The following is a 16,229-nucleotide window of genomic DNA, read 5'->3' as shown; positions in this document are numbered from 1 at the left end:
CAACTGGTGAATATGGTCAATTGAACCAAGAAGTCATTCATCTTCATTTTGGGAAAGATTCTAGAGTTGGTAGTTCATCACAGGAAGCAGTGGTGCCTTACTTTCACCTTAATGAACAGGATCTTTTTGCGATGTTCTGTCCGACAGGAGCCTCTCAAGCTCCAAAATTGCGAGCTGCAATAAAATCGTTAAAGCTTGTTGCATTAAGTAGCTCAGTTGGTATCGAAGGAACGCTCATTAAGGCGCATAGGTCAAAGATTTCGTATGAACGCGCACTCAGTAAGTATCGAAAAGAAATTGAGTCGCCTTATGCGATATTTGACATTCATATGCTTCCCCAACAAATTGAGAATGAGTGTGTCGAGCAGCAGCGAAGCAGCTCTGAGACTGATGTGTGGGGCGGAACGAATGCTATTGATCTTGGTAGCTGTATGCCGCTTATCAGCCGAATCCATGATATGTTGGAAGCTCCATTCATGGCGCCAATTTTAAGACCAAAGAGGCTACCTTCAGTTTTTGAGAAGTTGCATGATTTTATTCGAGGAGATGATTATCGAATTCTTCGTATTGATATGAGCAACCTTTCCTCGGGTTACAACGTGCGTCGTATTATAGCCAACGCGCTTGGCAGGCATATTTTTGAACTTGGACAAGCGGGTTGTTTTTATAAAAAGCCAATGTTGATGGTGGTTGATGAAGCACATCAACTCTTTTCTGAAAAATATGATGCTTCAACAGAATTTCAGCTCAATATGTTTGACCTTATTGCGAAAGAGGGAAGAAAATATGCCATTAATCTCTGCATGGCAACGCAGCGGCCGAGAGATATTCCAGATGATATTCTTAGTCAGATGGGAACGCTGATAGTACATCGACTTATTAATGATAGTGATCGGGCCGTCATAGAAAGAGCTTCTACAGAAGTTGATGAGTCTTCGCTGAGATTTATTCCAAGCCTTGGTCCTGGAGAGGCGATTATTTCTGGAGTAGACTTTCCGCTCCCTCTCAGGGTGCGCATCGAACCGCCTACAGCGAAACCAGCATCTGCCGGCGCAGATTATCAGAAGTTCTGGTCGAAATAATGGTATGAGTATTACAAATTGAGGGAGTTCGTGGTTTGAATATTTCCGCTCCCCGGCACTATTTCCCCAATTTTATAGGAGTACATTCCATGTCGTTCAAAAATTGCCGCACTGCTTTTACAGGCATCATCTTGCCCGATAAAAATCATTCCAACACCACAATTGAATGTTCGTAACATATCGCTCTCTGGAATATTTCCAGCTTGTTGAAGAACGTGAAACACCTCAAGAACCTCTACGAGAGATAGGTCGATGAGTCCATCTAGGGAATCTGGAAGAATTCGTTTTGTATTATCTACGATTCCCCCTCCTGTAATATGTGCAAGGCCATTGAGCTTTAGCGAGGAGAAGATTTCTTGCAAAGGAGTATTATAACACCGATGAGGAGTAAGTACTGCCTCAATGAGTGAACCATTGGCAACACTCACATCGGCAAGGGTTGGCTCTCTTTCGAGGAGTGTTCGAATCAGTGTATAGCCATTTGTGTGCACCCCATTCGATGCAACAGCAAAAATAGAATCGCCAGCCTGTATAGTGCTGCCATCGATGATTCCCTCTTTATCAACTACACCGATGCACGCAGCACTGAGGATGTATCGACCAGACTCCAAGACCCGAGGTTGCTCAGAAGTCTCTCCACCGACCAGACTACACCCTTCATTGTTGGCTGCGATGACCATTTCTTTAACCAGGTGCTCGACAACGCTATTCTCCAGCGCACCGCATACGATTGTATCCAATATCGCAAGTGGTCTACCTCCATTCATGACGGTATCGTTGATGAGATGGTTGACGAGATCTATTCCAACGGAGGGAAGTTTTCCATGTTGCGCCGCAAGAAGTTGCTTTGTCCCAGGCTCCTCCATTTTCAGACATAATACTGGATGTGAGATTCCCTCTAAATTGCTGATATCATAGAGAGAAGAAAATGCCCCAACACTATTTAAGACACGGGACTCAGTTGTCTTGAGGGTATCTTTTAGGTTTGATTTTAAATGATCAGCCTTATCGATATCGACGCCTGATTCGCGGTAGGTAAGATTTGTCATACGTCTCATCCTTGAGTTCTTTCCTCGCAGATATGTTACTCATTTTCGTTTCAATAAGGCAATTATTTGCTCAAGCTCGTTCGTATTGTCGACCCTTGTAGCGTGCTCTGCTGGCAGAGCAAACATCCATGTACTGTCCTAAAGATGTACTGTCCTAAAGATATACTGTCCTAAAGATCGCTATGAAGATGTCTTGGAAGACCGAGAAAGTGGCGACTGAGCACAGAAAGCGGCACGACGCCGGGGCTGATATCTTTTAACTCGTTGACCATATCAACTACCAACCGGACTGCTGAGTGAGACTGAAGACGCTCCTGAATTGCTTCTTGTGTGCAACAGTCCTGCTTTAAGAGTTCAGCACTTATTAGGGCGATTGCTCTTCGACAATCTCTTAGAGCACCGATTGCGAGCTCGTACTCCCACTTTGTTTTTGTTGTCAAAGCACTGCCTAAGTTCAGGACCACAGGTAAACAAAGGGTATTCGCTACTGCGAGGAAGGTAGGAAGCACTTCCGTCGTTTTGCGTTCAAGTCGACGTGTTGTCCAAAGGACTTCCATGAGTAGCAGATGGTGAGGAATCATGGACAACATTCTACAGGCGTAATCTGAGAGACCCATCTTCGCATACTTTTGTCTCCGTTCTTCACAGAGAGATTGCTGGTCGTTATTGAAGAGGGCGGTATCAGCATCAAGAAGTTGATGGAATCCCTCCTGATACAGATCGACTATTTCTTCCAGTGTAGAATGAGGATGATAGCTCATAATCCACATGGTCAATTCTCTTAGAGCCTCCAGCATCTCCTCAAGACATGGAATTACATTTTGGTCTGGGTGCTCAGCCTCGATCGCACGTAGTTCGCCTCTGACCTGCCGTACTCGTAGTATGCTTTCAGCAGCCAGCGTTGCTTTCATTACCTCTACAGCATTGCTTGAAAAGGTTTGACACATTCGATGTACGAAGGTTATTCCGATCGAGTCAACGAGTTCGTTGGTTACCTGAGTGCAAATAATATTCTTCGCCAATGGATGCGCTAGGATATCTTTTTGATAAGTGCGCCTAACCTCTTCTGGAAAATAATTCAGTAAGTAGGTTTGCAATAAGGGATCTTCCGGTAACCGAGATTGTTCTAACTCAGCTTTAATCCAGCGCTTTACGGTCGCTATGCAGACTGCGAGTTCAGGAGCTGAGAGCCCCTCCTTCTTACGCGCTCGTTCAGCAATTTCTTCATCCTCTGGAAGATTGTCAATCTGACGATTAAGAAATCCAAGACGTGTCATGTCTCTGAGCAGACCGTAAAAATAGTCGATGCTTTGATGCGAGCGGTGTATCGCGAGCGTAAGAATCAAGGCATGATTATAATTATGTCGAAGGACTTCATTCACTACCTCTCCTGAAATATTTTTGAGTAAGGTGTTTCGCTCGCTGAGCTCCATTCGCCCTTCAGAGATAATATGTTGAAAGAGGATTTTTAGATTTACTTCATGGTCGGAGAGATCTACTCCTCCCGAGTTGTCGATTGCATCCGTAAATATTGCCCCTCCCAACCGGGAAAACTCTATTCTCGCGCGCTGCGTGAAGCCTAGGTTGCCACCTTCTCCAATAACTCGAGCTCGGAGTTCCTGGGAATTGATACGTACTGCATCATTAGCACGGTCATTCACATCAGCGTGAGACTCATTTTTTGCTTTAACATAGGTTCCGATACCACCATTCCAGAGAAGATCGACCGGAGCTTTAAGTATATGACTAATGAGTTGCTCTCCATCAATACATTCAGGACAACTCTCTGGAAGAGCTAATGCAGAACGAACTTCTGGTGAAAGAGGAATCTCTCGATCTGCCCGATCAAATACGCCCCCCCCTCTACTGATCAGTGAAGAGTCGTAGTCACTCCAGGCTGACCTTTGGAGGTTGAATAGCCGATGGCGTTCACCGTAGGAGCGGAGAGGATCAGGATTTGGATCAAGAAAAATATGACGGTGATTGAAAGCCGCGATGAGTTTTATTTTGTCGCTTTCTATAAGCCCGTTGCCAAATACATCCCCCGACATATCTCCGATACCGATAACAGAAAAAGGCGTGGTTGCGTAGCGGATATCGAGGTTCGAGAAGTGCCGCTTTACTGACTCCCACGCCCCTCTTGCAGTGATGCCATAGAGCTTATGATCATATCCATCGCTGCCCCCAGATGCGAAGGCATCTCCCAGCCAGAAGTTAAATTCTTCCGTTGCAATTGCATTTGCTAAATCACTGAACGTAGCAGTTCCTTTGTCTGCAGCGACTACGAGATACGGATCCTCTCCATCGTATGCGATTACATGCTTCGGTCTAAGGACATGCTCCCCATCTCTGTTGTCGGTTATTGAGAGGAGTGCTCGTATAAACTCTTTGTATGCCAATGTTACTGCGATTTGTTGGTCATTGTGTGCAGTTGGCAGGTTCTTTACAACAAATCCCCCCTTTGCACCTTCAGGAACAATGAGAGCGTTCTTAACGTTTTGAGTTTTTACAAGATCAAGAATTTCTTGGCGAAAGTCTTGATGTCGGTCGCTCCAGCGAAGTCCCCCCCTTGCAACTTTTCCGGCTCTGAGATGAACACCTTCTAAGTTTTTTCCGCGAACAAAGATTTCATACTTTGGCCTCGGTTCAGGGATGATTTCCGCATTTTGGGAATGTATTTTCAGAGCAATAGTCGCCGTATTTTGAAAGAAGTTGGTCCGAGTTGTATGCTCTAGTAGATTTGAGAGCCCTCGAAGAATTCGTGTATGGGTAATATCTTTCACTTCTTTCAAGCTCTCTCTAAAGGTAGAGAGAAGAGCCATAAAACGCTCTTGTCGTGAGTCTAGAGACGACGATAGCTCTGGATTGAATCGCAGATCGAACATATTCCACAACTGATTCGCTGCTGCCGGAGCATTGACCAGAGCTTGCTGAATAACACTCTTTGATGCGAATTTATTGACCTGCCATAAGAGAGAACAATAGGTTCGAAGAAGCTCAATAGAGCGTAGGGGCAACTCTGCAGAGATGAGCAAGGCATTCAGAAGGTCGCTCTTCGCTTCATCCAAGAATATTGCCTTTAATCCGGGAGCAAGTACCTCGGAAAAACTTTCTAGGGAAATATGAGAACACTCTCGTGGTCTTACGAGAAATCTATGAATTGCTACTCTGTCTTTGTCTATTACCTTAATACGAAAGGAGTTTTCAGACAGTACCTCTAAGCCTGCATGTTCTAGAATCGGCAGGGTATGACTAATGGTTAAATTTGAGCCAAGTTTATACAAGACAAGAAAGAAGCTATTCGGGATATCTTCATCGGTCGGACGCATAGAAATGCGTATCGGCGAAGTCTTCTTTAGCTTCTCGATTTGCAGAATATCATGTGCACAATCTTCGACTGTCTGACTTGCCTGATAACGAGTATTAAACGCATCTCCATACTTTTTGGCAATATCCGATGGAGATTCGAAATCATTTGAATGAAAGATACGTTCTTCTAAGTTTTCTCTCCATCCTCTTGTCAGTTCTGCTATGTCAGTCTTCAGTTTGCTAATATCGATCTTTGGTAGCCCCGTCTTGGGCATTGAAACATGAAAGTAAAAACGTGCATGAGGCTTATTAGAAAGATCAAGAAAGTACTCACTTGAACCTGGTGTTGCACAAAATACCTCTTCAACGAGAGCCTGCACACGATGCCTGACCTCGGTGTTAAACCTATCTCGAGGCATTATCGTAATAACTGATGCGCTGCGTGACTGTTTATCAACTTTTACGGATATATGAGTTTCATTCCTATTTTGAACATTGAGAATCGTGTAGATAACAGAGCGCAGGCTTTCAATGTCAAGACGAAGAGCTTCCTCCTTTGGCATGGAATTGAAGATTTTTGTAATACCTTTATGGTTGTGCGAGTGTTCAGGCGCACCCTCCGATTCAAGGAGCGTATTGAGTTTCCTCTTTAAGAAAGGGACCTCCGCCGATTTTTCGGCAAGTGCTGAGGATGTGAGTAAGCCAGTGATTTGGTAAATAGTGCGCGTATTGCCATCTGGAGAAGTATCTGAAGCAGTTATATTCAGTAGTCTTGAGCGCCTTTGCACAAAGCTTTCAGAACGCAATCGAGATATCATGAGTAGGACATTTTCATCCTCGAAGTTACGTAAATCTTCTCTCAGTTCGTCATGAAGTGCTGAGACATATGCACCAGTCAAGCGGTGTATTCCAAGAGTAATTTCTGTTTTTTGGGGCTGAGTTTCTGGTGAGGAGCTTTCCCAGACTGAGAGCCCTGTCAATAAGAATCCTCCCTGGCTGATCCATCGAAGGGATGATGCGGCATCATTTCGATCAATCGGGGATATGCCAGGAGCAGGCTTCGTAGTTTCCATTATGCGCGAGAGGGTCTCTATACGAACGAGGATTTTCGTGAAGTCATCAGTTGCGGCGCAAACGTGGGTTAGTGAGCGTTCTATCGCCTTTTTGAGAATAAGCTGTTCAGAAGGATTTATGTTTGAAAGTTGAACATAGCAGCAGGAAAGACGCTTTCCACCTCTCAAGAGTATTGGGTGTAATAATACTTCTATGGAAGCGCCACCTTGTAGCAAGCATTCGCGGATAGAATTGATAATAAAAGGACGGTCACCAAGAACTGTGAAAATGTGAAGGAAGCCTTTTGATGATTGATCTGATTGATCATTACTCTCTGCCTGGTCGCTAATGTAGACAACCTGGGTTCCGTCACCCTCGAGAAATTGTTGAATACGTGAATTCAGCTCTTTGGTGATCCATCTGAGTTCCTTCATCGACTGGCGCGAGACAAACTCTTCCGGCGCCTCTGTGAAAAGTGCTCCTGCTAGCTCTTGCAGTGGTTCAGAGTCGTGAATGAACTCATCAGAGTCGTCGTTGTTTGCGATGTAAGAGCGGAGCTCTGCGACTTTCGAAAGCGAAGCTTTCCTATCATCGAATGGAATTTGATTCTCGCTGTCACTACTGCTCATGATCCCTCTCTATCAGTACACGCTTCTTCGCCACTGCGTCATGATTCCTATCCGCTGTTCTCTTATTGACGAGTATTCTCTTCTTTACCCGTGAACGCTGAGCTCGCAGCAGTCCTCAGAGAGTACTGGAAAGATGGATAGAAATACAGAATTCTCGCCTTTTGGGGCTGAGTTTGAATCAGGAAGTTCAGCCTCAGAAGAGAGACAGGGAGCTCAGGCCGTCGGTGAGCCGTCATGAGAGGTATCGAGTGCTGCCAAAATATTTCGGAGAGTGGGATTACTATGCATCTTTGTCACAGTAAAATGAGGGAAACCTGAAAAATAATCATAGTAGAAAAGTGAGTTTGTAACAGATTTTACTCAGGAAAAATATTTTCAATGTGTGGATAAGCTGGCTACTATACTGATTTTATTGCACAATAAGATATTGACGTATCTTTTCCTGAAACCCGTCAATAGCTCGGCGTGTCAAAGATAGAGTGGTACGGGACTTGCCAACAACTTGACAGAGTTTGTTTGGTAGTAGGGAAACCGTGTTGAGCCAGAGGGTAGAGAACGTGTCAGGTCTACTTTCCTCAAGAGTTTCCTCCCGATGTGAATTCTTACGTTTTTGCAGTTTCCACGGATTTGGTTTTTTTTCGCTAAGGAGAGCGATATGCAAGGTTCCCAAGGTTGTGCTGCCGTGTCAGACAATAGTGCACTGTACTTTTCAAGTTCAGAAGGAGGCACTACTCACCCTATTACTTCAAATTTCCAGCAAAATTCATTTGCCGGGATCATTAGCCAATGTAACAAGATGCAAGGCGTATTTTCAGTCCTTGAAAAAGTTGCGGCAACGGATGCAACTGTTCTGATTTTGGGAGAAAGCGGAACAGGGAAAGAGCTGGTAGCTCACGCATTACATACTCTCAGTAAAAGAAGGGGAAAGATTGTTCCAGTGAATTGTGGAGCAATTCCTGAAGAGATTCTCGAGAGCGAGCTGTTTGGACATGAAAAAGGTGCTTTTACAGGAGCCTCTAACAATAAGATAGGACGGTTTCAACTCGCAGATGGGGGCACAATCTTTCTGGATGAAATCGGTGAGATGAGTCCTAAGTTGCAGGTGAAGCTGCTTCGAGTGTTGCAGGACCAAATTATTGAACCAGTAGGTTCTACGCGTTCTATTCCTATTAATGTACGCATTGTTGCTGCTACGAATAAAGACCTGAGAGAAGAGGTGAAGGCTGGGCGCTTCCGAGAAGATCTTTTTTATCGTTTGCAAGTTGTACCAATAGAGTTGCCAGCCTTACGAGAAAGAGGCTCTGATATTAGTCTGCTTGCTCAATATTTCCTTCAGCGTGAAGGCTTAAATTTAAAGCGTTCGAATCTTCATTTCAGCTCACAGGCTCTTTTACAACTCACGTCGTTTGAGTGGCCAGGAAATGTTAGAGAATTAGAAAACCTTATTCGTCGTTTGGCAGTATTAGCCGATAATGATGAGATTACTATCAGAGACTTGCCAGCATACCTCCAAGGAGAAGGGAGTCAGGCACAGGACTCTGCCGTGCAAGTAGCTGAGATTCCCGAGAAGGGTTTAGATTTTAATACGGTCGTCGATTCATTCGAATCAAACCTGATTCTTAAAGCCCTTGAAAAGACTGAGTGGAATAAGAAAGCGGCCGCAGAGCTTCTACAGCTTAATCGAACAACCCTGGTTGAGAAGATTAAAAAGAAGGGTCTAGAGAGATTTCGGACGGAGATTCCGTTGACTGCAGAGCCTGTACGTCCGCAATTTGCATTTTCTAATTAGAGAGTCATTCCATGAAAGTATATCTTTTTCTGTCAATAATATTGGCGCTGCTTGTCCTGACAGATAGGAGTCAGGCGCAGCACCCGATAGATATTCAAAAGTTGACAGCATCTGGTCATTACTATGAGGCATTAGTGCTGTTCGAAAAATTGCCCGAGCGAAGAGTCACACCAGAAGCGATTGAATCTGCTGCGCGTAGTGCATGGGGATTGAGTCTTCTTGATAAAGCCACTTCATATCTTGACCAATTGTTAAGAGAAGAGAGCCTGTCAAATGAAAAGCGTGCGAAAATACTTTCGATGCGTGCAATGATCGAACTCCATGGTAAAAAGCCTCGTGTGGCAATCTTATTTGGAGAACGAGCCCAGGAGTTATTGCCAAGCGCTACAGAGTTGAGGGGCAGTATACTGATGTTGCTCGGTGATGCTCACAGTGCCCTCGATCAGTTTGGAGCGGCTCGAGGGTTCTATCTTCAAGCATTCGATGAGGTATCTGAAGAACTCATCGCTGATACGGCTTTTCGGATAGCCGAGGTAGAGCGACATCTTGGGAATCTTGAGGAAGCGATTTCTTTTTACCGAAAAGTTCCGGTTTCACATGAGCGAGCTCCTGAAGCCATGCGTGCTCTTTCAGAGGTGGCCTTGCAACTGAAAGATTACGGCGGGGTAAGGGTCTGGTTAACGAAGGGAAGGGAGCTGTATCCAGACTATTTTCTTGATAGTTGGGTTGAATACGCGCTCGGACGTTCTGCATTCGAATTAGATGAGATCCGAGCTTTGAAGAAAATTCGTCAAGCAGCGGCTGAAAAATATCCTCTTTCAGATAGTTGGATTACATTACTAAATGCTTTAGCGGAGAGTGCGGAATGGAACACCTTGCTCAAAAACTAGCAAAGCCAGCGGAATCATCCCGATCACTGAATGAGCTTGTTGTCTCGATCGAGGACTATAAAGTTCTCTCTAATGCATTCCAACGATTTAGTGAAGCAAGCATACAACTCCAGTCAAAATACGAAGAGCTCCGTCAGGAAAGCCAACAACTGCGCCTTGAACTCCAAAGAAAAGAAGAGGAGATTAAGAAAAGCGAACGGTTAGCCACTCTCGGAAAAACTGCTGCTGCTTTAGCACATGAGATTCGCAATCCATTGGGTGCTATGACCCTCTATACATCATTGTTACGTGAAGACCTCAGTGATCAGCCAGATCAACAAGAGATTGTGGTAGCCATTGAACGAAGTATAGGAACGCTCAATCATGTTGTAAGCAATATTCTTCATTTCACAAAAAACGCCGCCCCTGTCAGGGTACCGGTATCATTGTCAGCGATACTTCACGAGCTTAGTGGTCAATGTGAGCAGATGTATCCTGAAACAAGAATCAACCTGAGGGAACGAGGAAGTTGCTTCGTCATGGCAGATGAAACGAGGATGAGGCAGCTCTTTACGAACCTTCTAATGAATGGAGTGCAAGCGCAGGGTTATGAGGGCACCCTCGAAGTGCTTCTATGGGCTAGAAATGATCGTGTCCACGTACGTATTCGCGATCGTGGAGATGGGATTCCATTTGATAGTCTAGAAACGATCTTTGAGCCTTTTACGACCAGTAAACCAGAAGGGACTGGGCTAGGTCTTGCCATTTGTCGGCAGATTGTAGACTTGCACGAGGCAGATATCAAAGCTGGGAATAGGAGAAACGGTGCCCAGTTTACGGTTACATTTTTCAAATAGTCGTGTCGAGAGGAGAAGTATTATGAATGAGTTAAAAATTTTGGTTGCAGATGATGATCCGCAAATGCAACTTGCTTTGAAAGCTGGACTCAGCAGGAATGGTCATTCTGTCTCTGTTGTATCTGATGGAGCTGCGGCCTTAGAAGCCGTTTCTCAAGAGAGTTTTGATCTCCTCATTACTGATCAGCAGATGCCAAATATGACAGGACTCGAGCTTCTTAAAGCTGTGCAGGAAAAGTTCTCTCAGCTTCCGGTCATCATGATTACGGCTCACGGAACTATTACCCAGGCAGTGGATGCGATGCAGCAAGGGGCTGCTGACTTTATCTCAAAGCCATTCCGGAATGAGGAATTACAAAGAGTTGTTGATCGAGTTGTCTCACCAGAAGTTACGCAACACAGAAAGACAGCTGGTTCGCAGGGAGCTATGGGGCGGCCTATCGTTACTCAGGACTCACTCATGAAGCGAGTTCTAGAAGTCTGTGAATCGGTTTCACGGAGTGATGCGACTGTCCTGATTCAAGGCGAATCTGGAACAGGAAAGGAGCTGGTAGCGAGATTGATTCATGATTCAAGTCCGAGAGTGCATCAGCCTTTCGTTGCCGTTAATTGCGCAGCTCTTCCTGAATCTCTTCTTGAGAGCGAGTTGTTTGGGCATGAAAAGGGTGCGTTTACTGGAGCTCAAACCAAGAAGATTGGAAAATTTGAATTAGCACATGGCGGCACAATTCTACTGGATGAAATTTCCGAGATGGAGCTTGGGCTTCAGGCGAAACTACTACGAGTTTTGCAAGAGCGAGAAGTCGATCGCGTTGGTGGTAAGAGTCCAATTTCAGTTGATGTACGAGTAGTGGCAACTACCAATAGAAATCTTGAGGATATGGTACAGCGAGGTGAATTTCGCGCAGATCTATTTTATCGGTTGAACGTAATACCAGTGACACTACCAGCATTACGACACCGAAAGGGAGATGTGAAAATTTTAACCGAGCACTTTTTGAAGAAATATTTGGGTGCGCAAGCTCCTCAACTACCAGTTGAGGTCCTCAATGCGCTGCAGGCATATCAGTGGCCTGGCAATATTCGTGAACTTCAAAATGCAGTGGAACGTGCCGCGATACTTTCGAGCGGTCGAACGCTTGAGCAGAGAGATTTTCTTCTCACCGATAACGTATTAGCGAATGTTGCTGGAGGAGCGCCATCACTTCGTGAGTCCATTGATATAGTAGCGAGACCAGAGGGGAGTGAAGAGATTCAGAGTGTGATTACTGAAGACGAGAATCTACAAGATTCTCTACAAATCATTCCTGGAATGACTGTGCACGAGGTCGAAAGAACCCTGATTATCGAGACCCTGAAGGCAAATGATGATAACCGAACTCAGGCAGCGAAGAGTCTTGGAATTAGTATCCGGACTTTGCGGAATAAATTGAATGAATATCGCGAGCAGGGATTTATCGCGAGGTAACTGAGCTGCAATAAGAGGGATGAATGCGACGGCGATGAACCTCCCAGCTGTGATGCTCGCCAGAAGCATGCTTCTGTGTGTTGATGCTTCTAATTCGTAGCATCGCGGGTAATACAGGCAAGATATCCGTATTTACGACCTACTGGTCTTAAAGATACTGAATATGCGCCATGCTTACGTAAAGTGTCTATGCTTGACCATTGGTCTGGTAAGGCCTTGATATGAGAAAATAGTTCGGGAGAGAATTCCACATGAAATAGACGAAGCCACCATTGAAGCAGTTTTTGGAACCATATTGGATATCCAGACTGATCCCAAAAATCTACAATCCAGACTCTGCCCCCCTTGGGTATAAGTGTCAGTGCATGATTGAGTGCTAGAATTGATTCTGGAATCATCGACAGGGAGTAAGAGAATAAAATATCTGAAAATGTGCCTCTCGAAAACAGCTCACTGGGCCCGAATGACTCGGCATATCCATAGGCAAAGTGAATTTGACTTTTAGTAGGCTGGTGCTTTTTCGCATACGCGAGCATTTCAGTTGAGGCATCCAATCCAAAGAGTTCTGGAGCTTGAGTGGTATGTCCTGCTTGAACTGAGGCCTGGACCATTCGCTCCAGGATAAAGAGATTTCTTCCTGTTCCACAGCCTATTTCAAGGAGCGATTCAGGTCTGGAAGCAATAATTTCTTTCAGGATGTGATCTCTCCCGAATAAGTAGTACTTTCGCGTAACATCATAGAAATGCCTTTGAAGCGAATAGATATTATTCAAGAGTTCGCCATGGGAGCGGTGCTCATGGTTGTCGGAGGAATGGCTACTTGCTTGCGAATCGATGCCAGGCTCCGAGGACGGGGGCTGAGCAGACGTCACTTCTCCCTTATTTTCGGCACGATTCAAGCTTTCTCCTTTTATCTCCGTTCGTAAATGTGAAATCCGCCATAGACAGCTGAACGGTCCTTTTCATAAAGCTCTTTCGAGAGCTCGCTATGGTATACAAATTGCGACAGAAGACTCTCTGGTAACAGATCGCCGATCGGCGAACGCGAGCCTGCAGTTCGGAATATGATTCGTGACCCTGGCTCTCCTGCATCAGCTATTGCTTGCCACTGGTTAATGACCTGCTGTTGGGTCATCCAATCTTGTGAGTCAAGAAAGACAAACGCATTCAGAGACCCCTCCTGAGCATTTTGAATAAATGAAGTTGTTGTAGTTACTGTTGTTGTAATGCGAGCCACTCTACTTCGAATCGTATCATAGTGTTCTTCTTGCAAGTAAAGCGGCAACGCATTTTGTTCATTCACGTTATATTGTCTCGCAAAGGCCTGCCACGCGAAGTAGTTTTCCTGCACTGGGAAATTGCATGCCAATCTCTCAATCCTTCTTTTGTAAACATCGACAATGCTTTCTGCGTCTTCTTTGAGTGCTGTGAACTGCTGCGGTGGTATGCCCAAGCTGTATACCGTAATAGGTAATTTTCCAAATGTCTTGACGAGCCAGTGTTCAAACGTCGGGGCAAGATGTTTTTGAAATAAATCTCTCTGTTCCTCTAAAGATCTGGCTTCGAGTATTTTTTCTGGAGAGCATTTTGCAAGCCGACAAAGCCAATGAAGGAGACGGATAAAGAATCCGGAACGTGTGTAGTTGTAGAGGTTTTTAGCGAAAAAATCGATTCTTCGGGAGGCTCCAACTCGAAACATTGACGGAGACTCCCAGAAGTGTCGCGCCTGATCGTCAAGGTGTGGACGAATATACTTCTCGTAAGCAACCAGATTTTCAGGTCCTTTCGCAGAGCCAAAAAACTGAAGTAAGGAAGGGTAATCTGGTAAGTATTCAATCGCTGCAAGGCGAAGTCGAGCAAGCTGCATGTGATTAGGATTAAGATCAACTGCGTGAATCTCAGCGGGATCGTAGGCAAGATAGTTGAGCAGGTTACAGCCACCAGAGCTGATGGTGAGAATCTTTGAACGCTCATTAAGATTTAAGGCCTGTGCATCAACCACGGGATCTTCCCAGATCTGGTTATACACCATTCCGTCAAACCAGAGGCAAAAGAGTTTTTCGAGAATCCCTTGCTTGTTGTGGATAGCATTTTGCTGTACCGCGCCCTTCAGGATTTCCTTTGTATCAGTCTGCGGCTGAGAAGCTTCTGAGAGTTGCATTTGTATCATGACTCCTAAAAACAAGGGGGTTACTTACTTGTCTATTCTGCTCAAGACGGGAGCAGGGAGAAAACGACCTCTATCGCTGTTCGCTTCTGCTGAGTCCCTTACTAGAGGTGCGGAAAGTCTACCTTAAATATCCTTAAATGCCGAGAGGATGACAAAAATGAGTGAAAATATTGAAAAGAGTGGAAATCGTATCGACCATTCTACGGGTACAGGGCCTTGTAATTTCAGGAATTGCCCTAGGCCAAGCGAAATCTCTTGCAACATTACTGACTCAGCGGGAGAAATGTGGGATGGTACTATTCTGGTTCATCCTCATGTATTTTAGAGGTCTTCATCTGTTTGCTCTGCTGCATAAGTACTGTGTTGCATAAGGATACCTGCTGAATAGGGAGACTTTGGATTCAGCGTATGGAAGATATTTTTGAAATTTTTGGTGGGAAGCCCCTTCGTGGGAGCGTTCGAGTGGGTGGAGCAAAGAATGCTGCGCTGCCGATGATGATATGCTCTCTGCTCACTACCCAGCCGTGTAAATTACGGAATGTACCCCACTTACTGGATGTGGATATTCTCATGAAGCTCCTCGGACAGCTTGGGGGTGAGAGCCGCTTTTCTCAACCTGGAGTCCTAGACATTGTTATTCCATCTTTGAGGAGTTATGAAGCCAGCTATAGCCTTGTAAAATCATTGAGAGCATCATTTTGGGTGCTTGCTCCGCTCTTGGCTCGCGGAGGATCCGCGCGAGTTGCAATGCCTGGTGGTGACCTGATCGGGGCGAGACCCGTTGATATCCATTTAGAGGCTCTTCAAGAAATGGGAGCTGAGATACGTCTTCGGAACGGAGTGGTAATTGCTGAGGCCCCTTCACGTCTCAAAGGTGCTGAACTCACTTTCCGCTTTCCTTCAGTGGGAGCAACTCATCAGATTCTCATGGCTGCTGCTGCAACCGATGGAAAAACAGTGATACGGAATGCTGCTCGGGAGCCTGAGGTGATAGCTGTTGGCACCCTGCTCTCACAGATGGGGGCAGAGATAGAGGGATTAGGCACGTCCGAGATCCTTATTCGCGGTAATGATGCGTTAAAAGGTTTTGATTCAGCAGTAATCGGAGATCGGATTGAAGCGGCTTCATACCTACTTGCAGCGGTCGCTGCGACGGGTTCAGTCTCTGTTGCCGGAATCTCTCAAGATTATTTTGGTGAATTTTCAACGATACTAGAACACCTGGGGGCGGATGTAAGTTGGAAGAGAAGCGCTGATCCTGTGTTAGCTGATACGGTGTCACTCACCATGTCCGGAAGACCTGCACCAGTAAAAGTTTTAACTGGGCCCTTCCCATTATTTGCGACTGATATACAGGCTCCACTACTAGCGGCATTGACGCTTTGTAAGGGAGAGAGCTCAATTTCTGAGACCGTTTATGAAGGACGTTTTGGACATGTGTCTGAGCTTTCACGATTAGGTGCGAAGATATCTCTGGCAGGCTCTGTTGCCACCATACAAGGTGTCTCTCACTTGACTGGAGCGGTAGTAGAAGCAAGAGACATTCGGGCAGGAGCTGCTATGGTAGTTGCTGGACTTGCGGCGAAAGGACGTACGGTCATAGAGGAAGGACAACATTTGAGACGCGGATATGATGACCTCGAGAGAAAAATTCGAGAATTAGGTGGCAGAATCGTGAGTAGTTCAGAAGAAATGGAAGAGTTAAGCCTCATAGGTTGCTAGCTCATGCAAAAGAAAACCTCTGCATTCAATCAATTTCAGCAAATTGAGCTCGGTATATCTGCTAAGCTCGTTTATCATCCTGAAAAATTTATTGAACATTCAGGTGTTCTCTCAATTCGGAAAGCGCTCTTGCATATTTTGAATCAAGAGCATTATCCAGTTATTTCAATTGTTGGAGGAAAGCGTTCAGGAAAGACCCATTTGGCTCACTTTCTCAACTTTAGATTACGAC

General features: G+C 45.3%; 12 protein-coding genes. 8 read left to right on the top strand and 4 right to left on the bottom strand.

Features of this window, described 5'->3' with window-relative positions; all coding sequences use genetic code 11:
• The coding region (locus tag EBR25_09350; protein NBW41192.1) for an ATP-binding protein at positions 1 to 1,082 on the top strand (1,082 nt) is incomplete at its 5' end.
• A gap of 11 nt (positions 1,083 to 1,093) precedes the next feature.
• Here EBR25_09350 and EBR25_09345 read toward each other — a convergent pair.
• Entirely contained in the window at positions 1,094 to 2,140 is a 1,047-nt protein-coding gene (locus tag EBR25_09345) for a phosphoribosylformylglycinamidine cyclo-ligase (GenBank protein ID NBW41191.1), read from the bottom strand.
• Positions 2,141 to 2,301: 161 nt separating this feature from the next.
• Complete coding sequence (locus tag EBR25_09340; protein ID NBW41190.1) at positions 2,302 to 7,122, bottom strand: hypothetical protein; 4,821 nt, start codon at positions 7,120 to 7,122, stop codon at positions 2,302 to 2,304.
• Between the two features lie 655 nt (positions 7,123 to 7,777).
• On the opposite strand from EBR25_09340, the gene EBR25_09335 reads away from it, so the two are divergent.
• Genes EBR25_09335 through EBR25_09320 form a run of 4 tightly spaced genes read left to right on the top strand, consistent with a single transcriptional unit; the run spans position 7,778 to position 12,105 of the window.
• Positions 7,778 to 8,911: a sigma-54-dependent Fis family transcriptional regulator gene (locus EBR25_09335; GenBank protein NBW41189.1), complete on the top strand. Its 1,134-nt coding sequence runs from the start codon at positions 7,778 to 7,780 to the stop codon at positions 8,909 to 8,911.
• A gap of 11 nt (positions 8,912 to 8,922) precedes the next feature.
• Positions 8,923 to 9,801 (top strand): hypothetical protein, encoded by an 879-nt coding sequence (locus EBR25_09330; GenBank protein ID NBW41188.1) that lies wholly within the window; start codon positions 8,923 to 8,925, stop codon positions 9,799 to 9,801.
• Positions 9,777 to 10,637 (top strand): hypothetical protein, encoded by an 861-nt coding sequence (locus tag EBR25_09325; GenBank protein ID NBW41187.1) that lies wholly within the window; start codon positions 9,777 to 9,779, stop codon positions 10,635 to 10,637. Before EBR25_09330 ends, EBR25_09325 begins: the two co-directional genes overlap by 25 nt.
• Before the next feature lie 22 nt (positions 10,638 to 10,659).
• Positions 10,660 to 12,105, top strand: a complete 1,446-nt coding sequence (locus EBR25_09320) for a sigma-54-dependent Fis family transcriptional regulator (GenBank protein NBW41186.1) — start codon at positions 10,660 to 10,662, stop codon at positions 12,103 to 12,105.
• Positions 12,106 to 12,194: 89 nt separating this feature from the next.
• On the opposite strand, the gene EBR25_09315 is transcribed toward EBR25_09320, so the two are convergent.
• Both EBR25_09315 and EBR25_09310 read right to left on the bottom strand, forming a co-directional pair.
• Positions 12,195 to 13,040 (bottom strand): methyltransferase domain-containing protein, encoded by an 846-nt coding sequence (locus tag EBR25_09315; GenBank protein ID NBW41185.1) that lies wholly within the window; start codon positions 13,038 to 13,040, stop codon positions 12,195 to 12,197.
• Positions 13,016 to 14,275, bottom strand: coding sequence for a DUF3419 family protein (locus EBR25_09310; GenBank protein ID NBW41184.1), 1,260 nt, complete (start codon positions 14,273 to 14,275; stop codon positions 13,016 to 13,018). The genes EBR25_09315 and EBR25_09310 overlap by 25 nt, the downstream gene beginning before the upstream one ends.
• A 161-nt stretch (positions 14,276 to 14,436) precedes the next feature.
• Between EBR25_09310 and EBR25_09305 the strand changes: the two genes are divergently transcribed.
• The 3 genes from EBR25_09305 to EBR25_09295 all read left to right on the top strand — a co-directional run.
• Positions 14,437 to 14,646 (top strand): hypothetical protein, encoded by a 210-nt coding sequence (locus EBR25_09305; GenBank protein NBW41183.1) that lies wholly within the window; start codon positions 14,437 to 14,439, stop codon positions 14,644 to 14,646.
• A 37-nt stretch (positions 14,647 to 14,683) separates the two neighbouring features.
• Positions 14,684 to 15,997 (top strand): UDP-N-acetylglucosamine 1-carboxyvinyltransferase, encoded by a 1,314-nt coding sequence (gene murA, locus EBR25_09300; GenBank protein ID NBW41182.1) that lies wholly within the window; start codon positions 14,684 to 14,686, stop codon positions 15,995 to 15,997.
• Positions 15,998 to 16,000: 3 nt separating this feature from the next.
• Positions 16,001 to 16,229 (top strand): hypothetical protein (locus EBR25_09295; protein ID NBW41181.1); only part of this gene is annotated, 229 nt, incomplete at its 3' end.

This window comes from bacterium (assembly GCA_009926305.1).
In the GTDB taxonomy this organism is placed as follows: domain Bacteria; phylum Bdellovibrionota_C; class UBA2361; order UBA2361; family RFPC01; genus RFPC01.
This window is presented reverse-complemented; position numbering and strand designations above follow the sequence as displayed.

Excerpts from the sequence above, each read along its gene's own strand:
- EBR25_09325 (NBW41187.1), top strand. The coding sequence starts at position 9,777 with ATGGAACACCTTGCTCAAAAACTAGCAAAGCCAGCGGAATCATCCCGA.
- murA (NBW41182.1), top strand. The coding sequence starts at position 14,684 with ATGGAAGATATTTTTGAAATTTTTGGTGGGAAGCCCCTTCGTGGGAGC.
- EBR25_09320 (NBW41186.1), top strand. The coding sequence starts at position 10,660 with ATGAATGAGTTAAAAATTTTGGTTGCAGATGATGATCCGCAAATGCAA.
- EBR25_09345 (NBW41191.1), bottom strand. The coding sequence starts at position 2,140 with ATGAGACGTATGACAAATCTTACCTACCGCGAATCAGGCGTCGATATC.
- EBR25_09340 (NBW41190.1), bottom strand. The coding sequence starts at position 7,122 with ATGAGCAGTAGTGACAGCGAGAATCAAATTCCATTCGATGATAGGAAA.
- EBR25_09310 (NBW41184.1), bottom strand. The coding sequence starts at position 14,275 with ATGATACAAATGCAACTCTCAGAAGCTTCTCAGCCGCAGACTGATACA.
- EBR25_09330 (NBW41188.1), top strand. The coding sequence starts at position 8,923 with ATGAAAGTATATCTTTTTCTGTCAATAATATTGGCGCTGCTTGTCCTG.
- EBR25_09335 (NBW41189.1), top strand. The coding sequence starts at position 7,778 with ATGCAAGGTTCCCAAGGTTGTGCTGCCGTGTCAGACAATAGTGCACTG.